Genomic DNA, 17,392 nt, shown 5'->3' with positions numbered 1-17,392 from the left:
TATGAATGTTATTGTTATGTAAAATAAAGATAAAGGCCACAAATTAAGTGACCTTTATGTCAGTATTAAAAGCGGAACGAACACAGCGATTCATGCCGTTACGGGTTGGTAATACGACGCCATAGACACACTTTATTTCCGGTTTGTGTGTGAGTAAGCCACGTATAACGACAGTCGTTATCGTAGCTATAGCGGCCAGTTTGTACACGATAACTGCCCAGCACTGCATCCTGCATTGAGGTGAAACGACCATTTTTGAGTAACGAGAAGTGCAAGTGAGGTCCGGTCGAGGAGCCTCCTTGACACAATGCCACGGAACGCTGGCTGGCGTAGGTGCCGAGTTTGGTGTTTTTGCCCACCCACTGATTGTTGCGCACTTGAATGCCGTCCATGTGATAGTAATTGGTTGCCCAACCATTATCGTTAGTGACCCGCACTTGGCAGCGCGATAGTACGGTGACATAACCATCGTGGGCGGCAGTCACACTGTAAGTTGTGCCTCCCCATTGCGGCCAATCATAAGAGACATCAATAGAAGAAAGCGGAAAGCCGGATCCTGAATGGGCATGTGGGCCATTTGGGATCCAGGCGTAGCCTTGTCGCCACGGCCATTGCATAAACCCTGCAGGTGGCGCAATCAAGCTGCGTGATGAGATGGCATGTTGCCCTAGGGGTTTTTGGTCACCAAACCATGCTTGGTAACGTGTCTGCCATGTCTGCCAGTCACTCGGAGAATGGAGAGTGCTGACAAGAGTCTGTGTGGCATGTCCTAGCGTGGCATCAGAGGTCCGCGTATTGGGCTGATAAAGCAAAGCGGACAACGTGGATGCGGTTTGCTCGATGGCCTGTAGCAACTTCAGTTCGCTGATCCGATCGAGGGCGATATCCTGCTCTAACTCCGGCGCATTAGTGATGAGGGTGGTGATCAATATACGTGGATCAATCCCTGACGCTCCACTCCAATGCATAATAGCTTCGCTCACCGGTTGCCAGTGTGGCAATTGCTCGGCGAGAAAATCATCAATGTTAAATGGGTGGCGACGCGGTTGAAAGAGCAGATCGGTTTCGGTGACAAGCTGGTTTGGCACCCCAACGTCCTCTAAAACAGCAGCCGAGCGCATGGGTGTATGGTTTGCGATCAAAGTATGTGCGTGCGCAGCGCTAGTGCTCACCATCAAGCAGGCGAGTACGAGACGAGATAAACGAAACATGACTAGCTCTCCTTTCATTTAATGAACGGTAATATTGGCATGATCTGTATATTTATCTGGTCATTTCATCGTTGTTGCGAGTGTGTAGAAAGCTTGCGTGTAATTGTTTGCACGTAGCACATGAAGGCTGTGATGCAGGCCGATAAATAGCCTGCATCACAGCAAAATAACTAGGGTGTCCGTTTGTGGTTGGGTGGTGAGTTTTTAGCCATCGGTGCGGTGTTTTGCGGCCAAAACAAACAAGCAGGATGTTGCTTAACTTGGTTAAATACAGCGGTGCGTACGGACTTGATGTCGAGCTCACAACTGCGTGAGCGAAGTGCCACAAATAAGGCCAATCCGAAGCTCACCCACAGGTTGATAAACCCAATCATCAGCACAAAGAACAGGCTAGAAAGAAAGGCCAACACACCGTGAAAATCGCTCACATGCGCGTAACCAATATTGGCGGAAGAGAAGGCGACATGACGAATATCTAAGGGAACATCGATTAAGTAACCCACATAACTGGTCATGCCGAGCAAAAAGCCAAAGATCAGGTTGCCGCCCAAAGCGCCGTAATTATCGTGAATATAAAAGGCGACCTTCTCACGGCGTGACTCAGGCACAATGTGCATGAGTGGATGGGCGACAAGGCGATCTTTCAGTTCAATGTAGTCGGCGCGATTATCTAGAATGCCCGTAATGATCCCAGATAGAAACAGCCACACACCAGCAATCGCGGCGTAGAGCCATGCCATGCCACTGAAAGGCATAATAGACTGTTTTTGATAGTCAATTTGCTCGGGTGACAACAACGCATCGCTGAAAAAATGCATAAACGCCCAACTGACCAGCACACTACAGCTAATGGCTGCGACAATATTGCCCCACACGGCGAACCACTGGGAGCGATTTACATCGATCAACAAGCGGGCGAGCTTTTTACTTCGGGTTCGCCCTTGTTTATTCTTCTCAACATGGGCAGCAAAGTTCGCCGCTGTCATGGCCGGTTGCTTGGTCGCAATCGTAAAATGCAGCACATGCACCAGCATAAAGCCGACACCGTAATTTAGACTAACCAGAAAGGCGCTTTTAAACGGCGACAATTGCAGCGTATCAATGTAGATCTTTACCCACGCAAGCAGGGCTATAATCACGCCAGCGCCGCACGCGCCCTTCAGGATATTGAGATAATCCTTTTTCGTTTTGGCAATATAGTGCTCACCATGATTGCTTTTGTTTTGCGTCACGCTTTGCGAGAAGGTGCGTGTGCTTTTGCGGTAGATGGCACGCACGCTGTTGCGCTCCGTAACTGAGGTGAGCAATTGTTGCCACAAATTCAGGACACAGCGCGCTTTTTGATGGGGGTGACGAAAATCAAGGATTTGAAATAAGAGCACCATGCGGTTGAGGGTTTGATCTAAACGCTCAAGCATGTGTGACGCGTGTGTTGAGAAGCCAAACTGGCTGATCCCACGGGTTCGGATCCGTTTTACTTGAAGCTGGCACTGTTCAATCATTACCCAGAAGTGCGCGGTATCCACTGAATCAATCTCGCCTTCTTTGATGGTCGCCACCAATTGACTGGTTTCGCGCTGCAGGGCAATAAACGGCGAGTCCACTTCGTTTAAACGGCGATCAATCCGCAGTAACTCAGGATCGAGCTCTTCCGCCGCAATCCAAATCGCTAACATTTCCAGCGAATAACAAAGCTCACTTTTAATGTATTCGCCGGTCGTGCGAATGGCTTCAGGCGAGGCACTTTTTACCAGCAAGCGATAGAGCTTAAACCAGCACTTAGACGAGATCGTATTGACCCAAGCTTTATCTTCGCCACCAACGAAATAGCTTAATAAGTCGTTGATATCATTGCAGCGCTTGGGTGGCGGATTGATCTTGTTGTAAAGACGGCGAAAGATTTCCGTCACCAATCCATTTTTAGAAAATATGCCCAATTGGACAAAAGCCGGAGACAGCTTAATGGTTTTGGCTTCATTGCAAATACTGTTCGCAAATAACGATGCCTGAGAGGGGGAGTTGGCAAGGGCAAGGACAAGCTGCTCAAGGCGCAATTCTGCGAGTTCGGGCTCACCTTCACGAAGATAAGTAAAAAATACATTAAGACGCTCTGTGTCTGTTTCACACAGAGAAAAACCGTCTATCACTTTAAAAGCCGGTGTTATTGCAGGCATAGATTTTCTTATCAGTCGATAATAAACGCGCGCGTAGTCTACAAGAGCGAGAAAGCAGGGGGAAGCAAAAGCGCTCATTGGCAGTATGGCACATAAGCATTGCTTCTATTATCCCCCTGTCGCTTCATGTCTTTTCGGGGAATACATCGTTGTGAGTTATAGACAGTGAAAACAAGGAAATCCCGCATGATCGTGCGTGCATATTCACACATGTCACGCAATGTGTGCCTATACTCATCACATTATTAGTCATGCGAGTCAAAAAAAGGAGACACGGATGAATAAGTATGGTGCAGAGTTTTTTGGAACATTTTGGTTAGTCTTGGGCGGGTGTGGCAGTGCAGTATTGGCGGCAGCGTTTCCAGAGGTGGGGATCGGATTACTCGGCGTATCGCTTGCCTTTGGTCTTACCGTCTTAACGATGGCGTTTGCCATTGGACATATTTCCGGTTGTCACCTTAATCCTGCGGTGTCCATTGGCCTATGGGCGGGAGGGCGTTTCCCCGCCAATCAACTGCTCCCTTACATTATTGCCCAAGTCTTAGGTGGCTTAGCGGCTGGTGGCGTGTTGTACCTGATTGCCAGTGGACAAGCCGCATTTGATGTCTCGAATGGATTTGCCGCGAATGGTTATGGTGCGCATTCACCGGGCCAGTACAGCTTAACCTCGGCGCTGATCTCGGAAGTGGTGATGACCATGATGTTTTTGGTGGTGATCCTCGGTGCCACCGACCAACGTGCCCCTCAAGGTTTTGCACCGATTGCCATTGGGCTGTGTTTGACGTTGATCCACCTTATTAGTATTCCCGTGACTAACACCTCGGTGAACCCGGCCCGTAGTACAGGGGTAGCGCTTTACGTGGGCGATTGGGCCACTGCACAATTGTGGTTATTCTGGATTGCCCCCATCGCTGGCGCGATATTAGGCGCCTTCGTATACCGCTTTATCGGTAACGAAAAAGAATCATGAGTTTGGTCCGACGCTCGACGGCGGGCCAAACGTGGCCTTACGACTGAAAAGATGTCGCCAGCCAGCCGGCGACACCTAAGCCATTTATATGACAAGCATTTATTGGGAATCACGCACACTGGCAGGACGAGGTGGCCAGGCTTGCTTAGGCGGTGCAAAGGATGGCTGGCCTAATACTGGCGAAGAGAGAACGTAGATCCCGTGATTAGTGAATAGCCAAAATAAGTTACGGTCATATTCCACATAGACACTGTGTGACAAATTCCCCATCGCATAACTGGCAACTTCATCTTCCTTGAACGGGGGCACGAAGTACGCCGCAATCGCAGGTTGTTGTGGGTCACGAACATCGAACACCTGCAGGCCAGCGTTATAAAAATTATAGGGAAGAATACCTTGGCGACCGATACCGGGCTGGGTGTAAGCACCGGTACGTTTTGGCCCGAAGCTGCCGCGACGTTGACAAAAATCCGTAAAAGCAGCCTCTTTTGGCGGAATTGGACGTGGTAAAACGCCGACTTTTTTCGGTTGAGCGGGATCCGACACATCAATAATATGCACGTCTTTATAGGGTTCAAAACACTCCTCATTAAGCGGATAACCGCTAAAGTAGACGAGGCCTGTTTGTTCGACTTGTGATACATCGATATAGTCGCCCTCCGTCCCTGCGACACTGGGCTCAAACTCGAGTTGACTGACGACTTTCATCTGCGCTGGATTGGAAATATCCACCACATAGAAACCAAGCCCGCCCATCGCGGCATAGCCATATTTCCCACCTTCTTCGACCGGTGTAGGAATGAATAGCGACATACGTGCGCCCATCCAAGAGGTACGATTCCCAGCCCGTGGGTTGCCGAGATATGCTTTTTGATGTGCGGGATCGCTAAGAATTTGTCCCGGCACTGCCAATTGATCCATAAATACTGGATTGGCCGGATCAGACATATCCCACGATTGATAACCCGCAGAGTATAAATCATTGCCATATTCGGTTAATGCATAACTGGCATCGGGGGCGGCCGCAACAATCATGGTCTTTCCCCCAAACCAAGTGGGAATATCGCGAACGCCCGACCCTTGTTGTTCACCTACCTTAGCGTCTGGGTGGTTAATATCGGTGCTTCGCTCTGCGATTAATGTCCATTGGTCAGGAAGTGGGCCATGCATGTCATACACCTTAAAGCCTTTTAAATGCTTGGCATGACGGATTTGTGCGACTTTTTCCGGCTGGGTGAATTTATCTTTCAACAGCCCGAAGCGACGGATCTCAAAGGCCTGCACCATCACATAATTCTGCCGAGCCTCGCTCCACTGTATGCTGGCCGCGCCAAACATATCACCAGTGGGATAGGGGTTCACTTCTTCCCCTTGAGGCCCATTTGGCCCCCATTGCTTACCGCGGGTATACAACAACTTCAGATCTTTTGGGTTTGTAATATCAAAGATCTTTAGATCGCGTCGCACATACTGATACAGATACCGCCTGCCATCAAAATCGACAATATTTTGCCACGTGTGGAAGGGCTCAACCGTAATGGGGTAATAGGCCTCGACCTTCATATTTTTGCTATACGTTTTGTCATCCCAATAATCGAGTAAACCGTCAAAAGGCTTGGGTGAGTACGCATGGTAGGTCTGCTGAGGATGAATAAACTGACCCGTTTTTGGGTCCATGCCATAGCTAGTCGGGTCCGGATCGCCGGGCTTGTGGTTTCTTGTTAACGCGACAACCTTTTTAAGCCAAGGATCATGAATGGTATCTTGAGTGCCTTCAGCGCCTGTTGCCGATAGCGCGACGGTGGTGGATAAAAGTGCGAACAGGGATCGCCACCCCTGCTTGTATATGGCGTGATGTCGCATAACAACGTCTCCGTGTTGTGTGGGTAAATAGACCAATACCCGCCATATATTAAATTGGTTTCATAAAATTACTGCGATAACCCCCTGATCCTATTATTTTTGTAGGCAAAGCCATTTCAGCCACGGCCCTGCACAAAACCTGCTATCGCTAACATTTTGGACAATTAAGCACGAAAAAATCAGCATGGCTTTGATAAGCTAACCGGACAACGCTGACGGAAAAGGTGAGTTAGGTACCGAGAACTGATCGGCGGTAGCGTGGGAAAGACTAGATGGATAGCCAGCTTATCGGTGGAAGCACGCTAATTGAGTGCACGCTTTGTCGGCACTCATTCACACTATCACAGAATACGAAAGAAGAAAGTAAGCATAATCAATAAATTAGGCGAGTAGGCGCGGAGATAGTGTGAGCGCGTCACCAGAGATAGGCGGCATGCACACTTTCTCGGCAAAGAGATAGACCCCAAAAGCGATAAATGTTATTCATAACAGTGGTTTAGATAAGAAAGGCCGCGTATAACGATTTTGGGAAATCGAGTGCGCGTGCTAATACAATGTTATATTTTTTCGGCTATCTGGCCACTTTATATTAGGTAATATTCTCGATGATTAAAGAATCACAACTACCTGGATATGGTTTGCCTACACTTGCTTTATTTCCTGAGCCATGGTTTGAGGCGGGGAGCGGATATCTGATGTGTGAGTGCAAACTTAAAAAGGATGGTAGCTTAGGGTGGTTTAAACGTTATCTAAAAAAAGGTGAAAGCTTTAAGGCTGATTTTTATAATACGCTTGATGAAGCTGTTCAAGCTGCAGAGAAGGCAAATGCTTCTTTGATAAGCAACTTGATGTCTGATCGAAGCGCTAGTGATTCGAAGTCTTCACTAATTCTAAAAGTAGAGAAAGCTGTAACAGTTAGAAAAAGAAGGCTTATGGAGGAGCATTTAATGCTTTCCGAGGCATTAAAGAGAAATTCCGAAACCAACATTATCGAACCGAAAAGCGTTATAGTTCCTGATAATAACGAAAACCTAAGATTGGCACTCATTGAGATATTGAAGGAAACCCCGTACGTACAGCTAGCTAGGCTTGCAAGGTGGGGTACAACTTTATTGAAAGAGAATGGAAAGTGGGTGTATGCAAAGCACACCAAGAAGACCGCAACCTATTTTTATAGAGAGCGTATAGCTAGGGGGTTTGGTTTTTCGGGTTGTGAGCATTGGGGTAAAACCAAAGCGGCCATTAGATCAATGCTCCTGCCAAGGGCAAACCAGCTATTGCAGTTGGCAAGTGTAAAGAGAATATTGGATGAAGCTAGTTCTCGCGGTTTGAAAGTTGTAGTTTTAGGTGGCTTTGTTTTCTGGTTCGAAAGCAAGAATAACGTAGGTTGGTGTGTAAAGGAACTTAGTGAATCATCATCTAGCGATACGGGTCGGACTATTTGGCTAGAAGGAAAAATTCTCTCAAAGAATCATGGTAGAATAGTCGTACTCCCATATATTAAAGAAAATGGTGACAAAGTACTCGGCCATACGAAAAATTCACCACACGATGGAAAAGCTCTGCCAAGGCATAAAGATGAATATGTTGAGCTTCCATTCGAAATGCTCGAAGATGATTTAATGATCGGTTTGTTTGGTGAGCTGAAACATGAGTAACCTCAACAACAAAGAATATAACAAGGCCAAGTATAGGGGATAGCGCAAGCTGTCATAAAATTTGAAACAAATTTTCCGCCAGCCAGAGCTACCCATGTTGGCGGCGTTAAAAATTTTCTTGTGCTTGAGATTTTATGGATAAGTCAGAGATAGCAATTTTCATCTCTCTGGGGAGCCTTCTGGTTTCTCTCGGCGGGCTTCTGTTTACAATCCTCAGCTCTCGAAAAGCAAGAAGAATTGAGCGCGTCAGAGTGTACGATAAGGTTTACCATGATGCTTCAGATCTTCTAGTTTACAACTACAAAAAGAAGATAGAAGAGCCATACAGGTCGGAAGATAAATTTCTAGAAAAGGCAGTCAATGAGTACGAAAGCTCTCATTGGCTAGAGCAGATGTATGGATTTAATATTGATTATCCAGAAGGCGTTGAATCAGAAGAGGCGAAGCGAGATTACCGAAAAAAGGTAAGTGATGAATACCATAAACACCAACATGAAAAGCATGTAGATTCTTTCGCTGAGACCATGGAAAACAGGTCTCCGGTATTCAATCTGGAAAATCAAGAGTACGCTGAACGATTTAATCGTCTTGTTGATCATGTTACACACAACCTATCTTACTTCAGCCCTCCAGTTGTGGAGTGTTGGGAGAAAATGAGGTTGCTAACTCCTGAAAAGGTACGCAATGAGTACGTCTCGTTAAGGCGCGTAAACGAGTCCGCATGCGAGCCTCTAGAAGAACCAATTGAAGACCCTTATCTTGGCATTCTTCTGATAATACGACACGAGTATCGCGAACTAAATAAGCCACTCACGACAAAATGGGCGGAGTACTGGTTTAACCTTACAACTATCCGTTACCGTGTAAGACGATATTTTAACAAAAAAAGGCAGCGGGACGTGTAAACACGCCCCTGCTTTTGGCGTTAGGCGAATGGAGGTGTAATGAACTACGAAAGTACAATTTTTAGAGTCAGAGAGCTTCGAGAGGTTGATGCTTATTCCTTATTTAGTATGTACTCAGGCTCGAGCAGTTCAGCAAAGTACATATCGACGTTGCCTCACGATACAGTTGAGACCACGCTTTCGAAAATTAAGCAATGGCGAAAGTCCTACTCAGAAAATGCGCCTAAAGTTTGTGTTTATGGTGTTGCTGCTAGTCCAGATGACTTTGTGTTCGGTTTGGTTGTCTTCATATTTAATGAGCAATATGCTGAAATTCACTTTGGTATATCAAAGCAGTTTAGTAATCAAGGTGTTGCAACTGAGTTGTGCCGGTCTGGTCTGCAATACTTGAAAAGTTTGGGTGTAAAAGAGGTAAGAACCAATCCGTTTATTGAGCATCTCGCAAGCATACGAGTTTTAGAAAAGTCGGGTTTCTCAAATTATGGTACGCTCACAAATCATGCACGATTTCCGACTTTGGGCGATGGTCTTTTCAATTGTGCAGATATGCGCATAACTCTTTGAAAATTCGCCTAACACACATATGAGCTCTTCTCCGGTCAATAGGCAATAGCATTTTTTGGCTGCGCAGCAGCCAATGCTCTCGAACAACAAAGTCGTCTACTTCGCTCTGTCATTTCCGCCATTAAGTCATTGCTTACGGCAAACACATATAGAAGGTCTCTTACTGCGGTCTCACCGCCGCCTGCCAATCATGTGACAGGGCCATTAGACATTACTTCCCGTTCCCACTCAGGAGCGTGAGAACGAGTTATGGAAAATGATTTTTACGTGGTCATCCACCGCGTGAAGAGAAAAGTGGTGCTTGGCGAGATCAACGCCACAAAAGAATTGAGTAGACATGGTTACCTCCGTTATTAACGGCCGCACCTAAGTGTGGCAGATCTTCAAGAGGGGGAATCCATGTCATTCGTTATGTGTAATCGAGAGTTCAGGGAAAGAATGAAAGTACTTATATCAGGGGCCAATGGGTATATTGGTAGCCACGTGACTAAGATGTTTGTCGAAAGTGGCTTTGAAGTTTCGACTTACAGCAGGACTAGCGGTGTCTTACCTCCTGCTCGGAAGCTTACCAATGTGCCATCAGATTTCTCTGGTTACTTTGATATCGTTATAAATTGTGCTCGCCCACATTGGTCAGAATTTTCGCCGGAGGAAATAGCTGATATAGAGTCCAAGCTGCTAACGCAGCTGGATAGACTAGCGGCTGACGGTGCGACAAAAATCCACACATCGGGCGTTTGGTTATTTGGCAACGCTTCTCACAATGACCTCAAAGAATTTAGGCTTAAGCCTCTAGAGGCGGTAAAACCGGACACAGTTACAATAGGCTACGCTATCAAAAAGAAGTGGCATGTCGTTTACTGTCCTAGTTTGGTTTATGGTGGTGAAAACTGTCAACTAAAGCGAATTGTAGATTCCTTATCTGATCAAATGCTCCAAGTAGCGATACCATCTCAAGGTTACAACCAATATATCCATGTTAATGACATCGCTCGATTTTATTTGGCACTGGTTCAAGGTAAACTCCCGGCTACACAACACTTTATTGCTGAGACTAAGGGATATAGCCCCGAAGCGTTTTCTCAATTACTACTCGACTTTCAAATCGTAAAGCAGGTTCACAAGAGCAGTTGGAGTGACTTTGAGAAATGCCATGGCTCTTCGGCAGTCGAAATTGAAAAGCTAAATCTTACTCTTCCAATTAGTCCCTTGTTTGAATCGACTGAGTCATTAAGGAAGTACATAGAAAATTACACATAACACATATGAGCCCTTCTCCGGTCAATAGGCAATTGCATTTTTTGGCTGCGCGAGCAGCCAATGTTCTCAAACAACAAAGGTTCTGTTATTTCCGCCATTAAGTCATTGCTTACGGCAAACACATAGAGAAGGTCTGTTACTGCGGTCTCACCGCTGCCTGCCAATCCTGTGACAGGGCTATTATCCGCGTGAAGAGAAAGGTGGTGCTTGGCGAGGTCAACGCCACAAAAGAATTGAGTAGACATGGTTACCTCCGTTATTAAAGGCCGCACCTAAGTGTGGCAGATCTTCAAGAGGGGGAATCCATGTCATTCGTTATGCTTTAAACCAAGTCTAGGCATGGAGGTCTGGATGGATAGTATAAAAAAGGCTTTTTCGTACATTGAATTTCTGCCAATTATTGTCTTTGGATTCTTGTACAAGGCAGATAAGCTACCAATTGAGCAGCAGTTCTATGCTGTTGGTTTGGCGAGCATGGTTTTGCTGCTTTGTTTTTACTCCCTTTCGTTGCGCATGAGCTCTATTGCACTTGCGACAAATTTGCATCTTATATCAGGTGCTTTCGCCTATTTGGTTTACTGGGAGTATCTAAATTGGGTCTATTACTACTTGCAGGAGTCTTCTCTCTTTGCTTGGATGTTTATCGTAGCGCTAGTTAGGACTATGTACTCGCAACAGACAGCATTGGATACCTTTCCGAGTGAAGGTGATTCAGTGAAGAAGTTATCTTTCCTATTTTCATTCTTCTGCCTATTGAGCATCCTGCTATCTGCCTACCTTAGGGGAGACTTTTTGTACTCAGTATTCATTCCGTTTTCCGCTTTAGCATACCTACAAGGACTATTGAAAAAGCTGGCGGTCAAGAGAGGCGTGATTGAGCAAATTTAAGCATGAAAAGCGAATGAATCCGCGCGTCTATTCGTAGCACAATTTCAAAGAAACGCTGTGATTTAGGCATTTTAGTCAGTTTGGGCTAGTAAACGCCCGTTATTCGAATGTTATGTTTTGGAGGGGAAATAGTTAGAGAAGCGACAAAAGACGATTGCGTAAAATTAGCAGCATTGTCCATTAAAGTCTGGCTAGACACATATGCTAGAAAAGGTATCAAAACTGAATACGCTGAATATGTCTTGTCTACTTTCACTGCAACCTACTTCTTAGAAATATTGGATACGACTAAATATCGTGTGTTTGTAAGTGAAGGGCAGGAAGTGATCCAAGGCTATGTAATGGTTAATCTTGAATCGCATTATCAAACGTCCAGTAATGGCTTTGAAGTCGAGAAACTATATGTCGATAACACTTTCAAAGGGAAAGGGTTAGGTCGGAAGCTTTTGAATGAAGTCGAAAATCAGTTGGGTAATAAATACTGGCTTTACACTTGGGTTGAAAATGAATCCAATGGATTTTATGAGCATCTGGGGTTGAGTCGAATAGGGCGTCTAACCTTTGAATTTGCAGGAGCTTCAATAGAAAATAACGTGTATCAGTCAGTCCAAAAATAACACATATGAGCCCTTCTCCGTTCAATAGGCAATTGCATTTTTTTGGCTGCGCGAGCAGCCAATGTTCTCGAACAACAAAGTCGTCTACTTCGTTCTGTCATTTCCGCCATTAAGTCATCGCGGATTCAACTGCAATTTAGCTTAGCGTTAGCTCCCCAGAGGAAGCAATCAATCCGTAGGGAATTTTTGTTTCTGGTGGAGTACACGCATCACTTGGATGATATCGCCCTCGACCCAGTATGAGACAATCATCGAAATCTCAGGAATAATGAGCAATCGTCCGCGGATGCTATCTCGTTGTACGCCCATTAAAGGTTGTTCAACCAAGTTATCTACTTTTGCTTCAATGAGGCTGTCAGTTTTTTCTGCTACATCAGGGTTGAAGTCATAGAGAAATTCGAAGATCTTTTCACGATCGTTAAGTGACGCTTCTTCCCATAAAATCATTGCTTGCCTCGATTACGGATTCTGGCTTTACGCTCTTCCATTCGAGATTTAGCAGCTTGGTGCTCAACGAAAACGGATTTTCCTGAGTCAAACTTCTCAAATGCTAGGTTTACTTGTTCAGTTAACCACGCATCGTGAGATAATGTTTTTCTTTGTTGTTCAGCGAGTTGCTCAGTAAGTTCACGGCAAGCATCACTCAGTGTGCGCCCTTGGCTCTCAGCCATTTGTTGTGCTAAGCGTTTTGTTTCTTCATCAACACGAAATTGAATTCTAGTGTCCATGATGTATTCCTTTGCTGTTGTGTGTACGAATGTTAGCACTCGGACTTGAGATGGGCAACTAACACATATGAGCCCTTCTCCGGTCAATAGGCAATTGCATTTTTTTGGCTGCGCGAGCAGCCAATGTTCTCAAACAACAAAGGTTCTGTTATTTCCGCCATTAAGTCATTGATTATGGCAAACACATATAGAAGGTCTGTTACTGCGACTCACCGCTGCTTGCCGTGACAGGGCCATTAGACATTACTTCCCGTTCCCACTCAGGAGCGTGAGAACGAGTTATGGAAAATGATTTTTACGTGGTCATCCACCGCGTGAAGAGAAAAGTGGTGCTTGGCGAGATCAACGCCACAAAAGAATTGAGTAGACATGGTTACCTCCGGTATTCAAGGCCGCACCTAAGTGTGGCAGATCGTCAAGAGGGGGAATCCATGTCATTCGTTAGGCGACATGAGATAAACGATAGAGTATTGATAGTATCTTGGCGTGAATCTAGCTTCAATTAATAGAAAGGAGTGGATTAATGAATGGTAAAGCATTTGATAATTGGCAAAAATCGCGAAAGAAAGGGTGTTTAAATTGGCTTTTCAGAACGACTTTCGTCACAGCCATTTTGTACATGATTTTTAATGTTATTTTCCTTTATCCATCTTCTGATGCGGCAAGCATTACGATTTTCTTATCGGATAATGCTCTTAATTACTCAATTTACACGACCGGGATGTTTTTCGCATTTTGGGTTATTTGGCTATACAATGAATCTTCGTATAAGAAAGAAGTTAAACGTAGAAATGTCGCCTAACACCTATGAGCTCTTCTCCGGTCAATAGGCAATGGCATTTTTTTGGCTGCGCAGCAGCCAATGCTCTCGAACAGCAAAGTCGTCTACTTCGTTCTGTCATTTCCGCCATTAAGTCATTGCTTACGGCAAACACATTCAGAAGGTCTCTTACTGCGGTCTCAACGCCTGCCAATCATGAGACAGGGCCATTAGACATTACTTCTCGTTCCCACTCAGGAGCGAGGGAACGAGTTAAATCACGCTGTCTCGGCTTTTCAAATCTCAAATAACCATTCTCTTGCGTACATCATTATGGCGGTTTATTTCGGTCTTGCGGCGGTGAATCGATAGGACGATATATTCACACTAAAAATAGTGGAGATCACATAGCGATTTTTCTCGTCACATGCAGAAGACTGTGTTATGAAAAACGTGTTACCAAGAGCCAGGTTTTTTCGATGCTGGGGCCAGCGTCCTGCTGCTAACCTTATACTCGTTAGGGTGGTATGGATGCGTCACGGATAGATATGAAACTGGTGGCGGTAAATATAGAACAATGATGACCTAATGGTACTAGGCGGCATGACTCTCCAATGATATTGGAGCGTACTGCCAAACCCTCTACGTTTAACGTTGTTTAAAAATAGGAGGGTGACTCATTAACATAACTACTGCATGTTACGCACCCGTTTTCCTTATTATGGAACGATGCGCATATTCAGAGAACGCGAGTGGATTGTGATATGAACTTATCCGATGTTTTTGACTCCTCTAAACCTCACCGATGTCCCGTAATGCATCCTGACCCATTAACGTGTCCGTGTGCAAGTTGTGAAATGGCAAGGCAATCCGCTGCGTCAAAGGCTGCATTAGATCGCGCCACTACAAGAAATTTTGCGCCAACAGGCGCATCAATGCCGGTCAATAAAGCGATTAGCGAACCTGCTGCGCCAAAAGAAACTTCGAGAGAAAAAATTGAAAGACAGCGTAGAGAACGATTTCAGGAGCAGGAAGAAAACTGGCAAAAAACTCAAGCCAATGAACCTCGATACGCTGCGCACAGAAATAAGATAGCCGCTGACCGTAAAGCGAAAGAACAAAATAACCGTATTTATGTCGGTGAAGAGCGGGAGTTTCCTGGTGCAATTTTGTCACCGATGCCAGCATCCAGAATGGGAATGAACGATGCGGTAGGAAAACGTGTTTTACCCTCGGATCTACTTGGGGCCAGCTTCGCGAATCAGCCTGTTAGCGCTGAAGTTGTCGCTCTACAGGTCTCATCACTTAGCGCGGTGACTCAAAAGGAAGTAAGAGAGAGTGGTGAACTTGTTTTTAGTGGTATGCAGTATCAATACGCACATGGAACAGTCGGTACGATTCAAGTCATCGATACATTCGCAGGTGAACAGCCCGATAAAAATACATCACAGATGGCCTACTGGGTAGCGCAAGGTAAGTACCTCGATATACCCAAGCATCCCGACCCTCATCGAGACCATTTGTATGTTTTCACGCCAAATTTTAGCGGGTGTTCTTTTGTGGTTGATGACTGGGATGATGACCGCATTAGAGTCTACCATGTGGAAGGTGGTAAAGAAGATAAGCAATACAATGATGTGCAAGAACACGGTAATAACTTAATCAAGTACATGAGTTTTCGTGACTACGGCTTTTACCAGCAAGACAACACCATGATTAAAAATATTACCGGCTTTGCCTTCATGCGCTACAACACTGACACTCGAAATTGGGAAATTCATTRTCAAAAACAAGAGCATGCTCCGTCTATCAGTCAACCGATGACATCAGCGAAATCACTTTTCTCATCCGAAAAGCACACGGCGAAGGTCATGGCGTCGAAGGAGTCTCGTGTCGTTGAAACGGGCACTATTGTTATCAAACGCTAAATCAGCGCAACAGAGCAACGTTTAGATAGACGCGATTAACTAAACAGAGCACGGAAAGGCCTTGAGCCTCATAGTTTTTAATAGGAGTCTCGCCAAGCAGTACTTGGCGGGACTAAAGCCATCAAAGAATTGGGTCGGCTATGGATTTGAACCAGTTTTATTGAGCAGGCATCGACGATCTGAGTAAGCCAGCCTATAAATCAAGTTAAAAAGACTACGGAATATATTCACTAAGCTTAAAAATGAACGTGGCTGGATGAAGCGATGAGACGCATCGAAAAGTGAATAAAGGTGCAGAAGTGTTGAGGAATCAGAATGAATAGTATGTTTTGTGAGAAATGTGGACAAGAAACTGAGCATAAAGAAATCATAAAGCAAAAGCCTTCTAAATATGGGAAAAGTAAAAAAGAACAGTTTAAGGCTTTTCTCGACGGTTTCTTTGGTGGTGTTGCCAGTCCTGTTGGTGCATCGTTGGACTTAATCGATCGATATGAAGTTTGTACAAGGTGCGGGCATAAAACCTTAAAAAATCAGGGTGACGAATTTCAATAGTAACATTTAGGTTTAAATCTATTTGGACAATTAAATTTCATTAAGAAATCATGCGCTTTGACCTTTTATAATTCTCGTTTAATTTTTTAAGGAGGTATAGTGCAAAAAATCTTCGAAAGTGACAGGTTAATATTGAGGCCGTTTTCTCTCAATGATGCGGAACGTGTCGCCGAACTGGTTGGGGAAAAGAAAGTATCGGAAATGACCGCAAATATCCCCCATCCATATAATATTTCTGATGCCGAAAGTTGGATACGAATCCACGAGTCGTTGTTTTTAAGTGGTCAAGGTGTGGTTTATGCCATCACGTTAAAAACCACGCTGGAACTGATTGGGGCGGTGAGCTTTCCAAAATTGGAGGAGGGTACTGGCCTGCTTGGTTATTGGTTGGGTATACCTTACTGGGGAAAAGGTTATGCCACAGAAGCATCACGTTGTTTAATAGAATCTGCTAAAAAACACTATGGATTGAAGCGCTTAAAAGTGACACATCTAGTTGGAAATTCGCGCTCAAAATCTGTGATTAAAAAATTGGGTATCACATACATAGGTACGGAGTCGTATCGTATACAAGGACAGGAAAGGGAAGTTTGTGTATACACTTCTGAATTGTAACTAATAACTATGAAGTGTATATTGTTACCACCTATTGCTAAGCATTGGGTGGGTTATAATTATATCATTTATATTAATAAGGATGTTTATGGCCAAGCCAAATAGTGAAGAAATCTCTCGCTTTAACCGATACTTCGCAATTGAAAGCAACAATGAATTTTGGTCGTTATCGGAATCAGACCTGAGCCAAGAAGAGAAGAAAAGGCTTTTAACGGTTGCATTTTCCTCTCTGTATCATTGGTCAGAAGTAGGAACCCAAGAGAATATTGAACTTGCCAATTTAGCGATAGCAAGAGCACTTTGTATCAATGATTCTCCTCTGTGTATTCAATTTGCGAAAACGGCATTTTCCTACTTTGACGGACAAGGCGCGAATTGGATTCAAGCATTCACGAATGCGATCTTAAGTCATTCACTACTGATCACAGGAGAACGGGCCCAAGCTATAGAGTTTTATGAAAAATCACTTGGTTATCAGTTAAAACTCTCTGAGGGTGACAACAAGGTTTTCGACGCTACCTTTAAAACCGTCCCGGACCCAAGGGCGTAATAGCAATGACGACAAATATTTTAAGATGGATTACATCGAGAGGTATTTGTCGTTTTTCTTTTTTGGTGGCCAAGAATTAAATGGGTAACCGTGTATGAAAAGAGTTGTCATAATAGGTAACTCAGGGGCTGGGAAGAGTTGGCTATCAG

General features: G+C 44.8%; 18 protein-coding genes. 12 read left to right on the top strand and 6 right to left on the bottom strand.

The annotated features are described in order from the left end of the window. Positions 1-98 precede the first annotated feature (98 nt). Together BZJ17_RS14570 and BZJ17_RS14565 are read right to left on the bottom strand one after the other, a co-directional pair. Positions 99-1,211, bottom strand: coding sequence for a M23 family metallopeptidase (locus tag BZJ17_RS14570; protein WP_077641190.1), 1,113 nt, complete (start codon positions 1,209-1,211; stop codon positions 99-101). A 170-nt stretch (positions 1,212-1,381) separates the two neighbouring features. Continuing rightward, a complete protein-coding gene (locus BZJ17_RS14565) occupies positions 1,382-3,385 on the bottom strand; it encodes a recombinase (RefSeq protein ID WP_157893195.1) in 2,004 nt (667 codons plus the stop codon). A gap of 277 nt (positions 3,386-3,662) precedes the next feature. Between BZJ17_RS14565 and aqpZ the strand changes: the two genes are divergently transcribed. Then, positions 3,663-4,355, top strand: a complete 693-nt coding sequence (aqpZ, locus tag BZJ17_RS14560) for an aquaporin Z (protein WP_077641188.1) — start codon at positions 3,663-3,665, stop codon at positions 4,353-4,355. Positions 4,356-4,454: 99 nt separating this feature from the next. Here aqpZ and BZJ17_RS14555 read toward each other — a convergent pair whose 3' ends face one another. Next, positions 4,455-6,218: a hypothetical protein gene (locus BZJ17_RS14555; protein WP_077641187.1), complete on the bottom strand. Its 1,764-nt coding sequence runs from the start codon at positions 6,216-6,218 to the stop codon at positions 4,455-4,457. 605 nt (positions 6,219-6,823) lie between these two features. Here BZJ17_RS14555 and BZJ17_RS14550 point away from each other — a divergent pair. From BZJ17_RS14550 to BZJ17_RS14535, 4 genes are all read left to right on the top strand, one after another. Continuing rightward, a complete protein-coding gene (locus BZJ17_RS14550) occupies positions 6,824-7,876 on the top strand; it encodes a hypothetical protein (RefSeq protein ID WP_241836815.1) in 1,053 nt (350 codons plus the stop codon). Positions 7,877-8,010: 134 nt separating this feature from the next. After that, positions 8,011-8,781, top strand: coding sequence for a hypothetical protein (locus tag BZJ17_RS14545; RefSeq protein ID WP_077641186.1), 771 nt, complete (start codon positions 8,011-8,013; stop codon positions 8,779-8,781). Positions 8,782-8,820: 39 nt separating this feature from the next. Next, positions 8,821-9,345 carry a GNAT family protein gene (locus tag BZJ17_RS14540; RefSeq protein WP_077641185.1) on the top strand — a complete coding sequence of 175 codons (525 nt, stop codon included), beginning with the start codon at positions 8,821-8,823 and terminating at the stop codon, positions 9,343-9,345. A gap of 438 nt (positions 9,346-9,783) precedes the next feature. Beyond that, on the top strand, positions 9,784-10,605 hold the full coding sequence (locus BZJ17_RS14535; protein WP_077641184.1) for an NAD(P)-dependent oxidoreductase: 822 nt from the start codon (positions 9,784-9,786) through the stop codon (positions 10,603-10,605). Here the strand turns inward: BZJ17_RS14535 and BZJ17_RS14530 are convergent. Then, on the bottom strand, positions 10,596-10,850 hold the full coding sequence (locus BZJ17_RS14530; RefSeq protein WP_077641183.1) for a hypothetical protein: 255 nt from the start codon (positions 10,848-10,850) through the stop codon (positions 10,596-10,598). The two genes, BZJ17_RS14535 and BZJ17_RS14530, sit on opposite strands and share 10 nt — an antisense overlap. 106 nt (positions 10,851-10,956) lie before the next feature. Here BZJ17_RS14530 and BZJ17_RS14525 point away from each other — a divergent pair, with 106 nt between their 5' ends. Together BZJ17_RS14525 and BZJ17_RS14520 are read left to right on the top strand one after the other, a co-directional pair. Continuing rightward, positions 10,957-11,493, top strand: a complete 537-nt coding sequence (locus tag BZJ17_RS14525) for a hypothetical protein (RefSeq protein WP_077641182.1) — start codon at positions 10,957-10,959, stop codon at positions 11,491-11,493. 107 nt (positions 11,494-11,600) lie between these two features. After that, positions 11,601-12,110: a GNAT family N-acetyltransferase gene (locus BZJ17_RS14520; RefSeq protein ID WP_241836814.1), complete on the top strand. Its 510-nt coding sequence runs from the start codon at positions 11,601-11,603 to the stop codon at positions 12,108-12,110. 168 nt (positions 12,111-12,278) lie between these two features. Here BZJ17_RS14520 and BZJ17_RS14515 read toward each other — a convergent pair whose 3' ends face one another. Both BZJ17_RS14515 and BZJ17_RS14510 read right to left on the bottom strand, forming a co-directional pair. Continuing rightward, complete coding sequence (locus tag BZJ17_RS14515; RefSeq protein ID WP_077641181.1) at positions 12,279-12,557, bottom strand: type II toxin-antitoxin system RelE/ParE family toxin; 279 nt, start codon at positions 12,555-12,557, stop codon at positions 12,279-12,281. Next, entirely contained in the window at positions 12,554-12,838 is a 285-nt protein-coding gene (locus tag BZJ17_RS14510) for a type II toxin-antitoxin system RelB/DinJ family antitoxin (RefSeq protein ID WP_062907370.1), read from the bottom strand. Before BZJ17_RS14510 ends, BZJ17_RS14515 begins: the two co-directional genes overlap by 4 nt. 523 nt (positions 12,839-13,361) lie before the next feature. On the opposite strand from BZJ17_RS14510, the gene BZJ17_RS14505 reads away from it, so the two are divergent. From BZJ17_RS14505 to BZJ17_RS14485, 5 genes are all read left to right on the top strand, one after another. Then, complete coding sequence (locus BZJ17_RS14505) at positions 13,362-13,640, top strand: hypothetical protein (RefSeq protein ID WP_077641180.1); 279 nt, start codon at positions 13,362-13,364, stop codon at positions 13,638-13,640. Positions 13,641-14,362: 722 nt separating this feature from the next. Continuing rightward, complete coding sequence (locus BZJ17_RS14500; RefSeq protein WP_077641179.1) at positions 14,363-15,526, top strand: cytotoxin; 1,164 nt, start codon at positions 14,363-14,365, stop codon at positions 15,524-15,526. Positions 15,527-15,841: 315 nt separating this feature from the next. After that, positions 15,842-16,078 carry a hypothetical protein gene (locus BZJ17_RS14495; RefSeq protein WP_077457223.1) on the top strand — a complete coding sequence of 79 codons (237 nt, stop codon included), beginning with the start codon at positions 15,842-15,844 and terminating at the stop codon, positions 16,076-16,078. 99 nt (positions 16,079-16,177) lie between these two features. Beyond that, positions 16,178-16,693, top strand: coding sequence for a GNAT family N-acetyltransferase (locus BZJ17_RS14490; protein WP_077641178.1), 516 nt, complete (start codon positions 16,178-16,180; stop codon positions 16,691-16,693). 88 nt (positions 16,694-16,781) lie between these two features. Beyond that, positions 16,782-17,243, top strand: coding sequence for a hypothetical protein (locus BZJ17_RS14485; RefSeq protein ID WP_077641177.1), 462 nt, complete (start codon positions 16,782-16,784; stop codon positions 17,241-17,243). Positions 17,244-17,392 lie beyond the last annotated feature (149 nt).

Source organism: Salinivibrio sp. IB574 (assembly GCF_001996205.1).
GTDB classification, from domain to species: Bacteria; Pseudomonadota; Gammaproteobacteria; order Enterobacterales; family Vibrionaceae; genus Salinivibrio; species Salinivibrio proteolyticus.
This window is presented reverse-complemented; position numbering and strand designations above follow the sequence as displayed.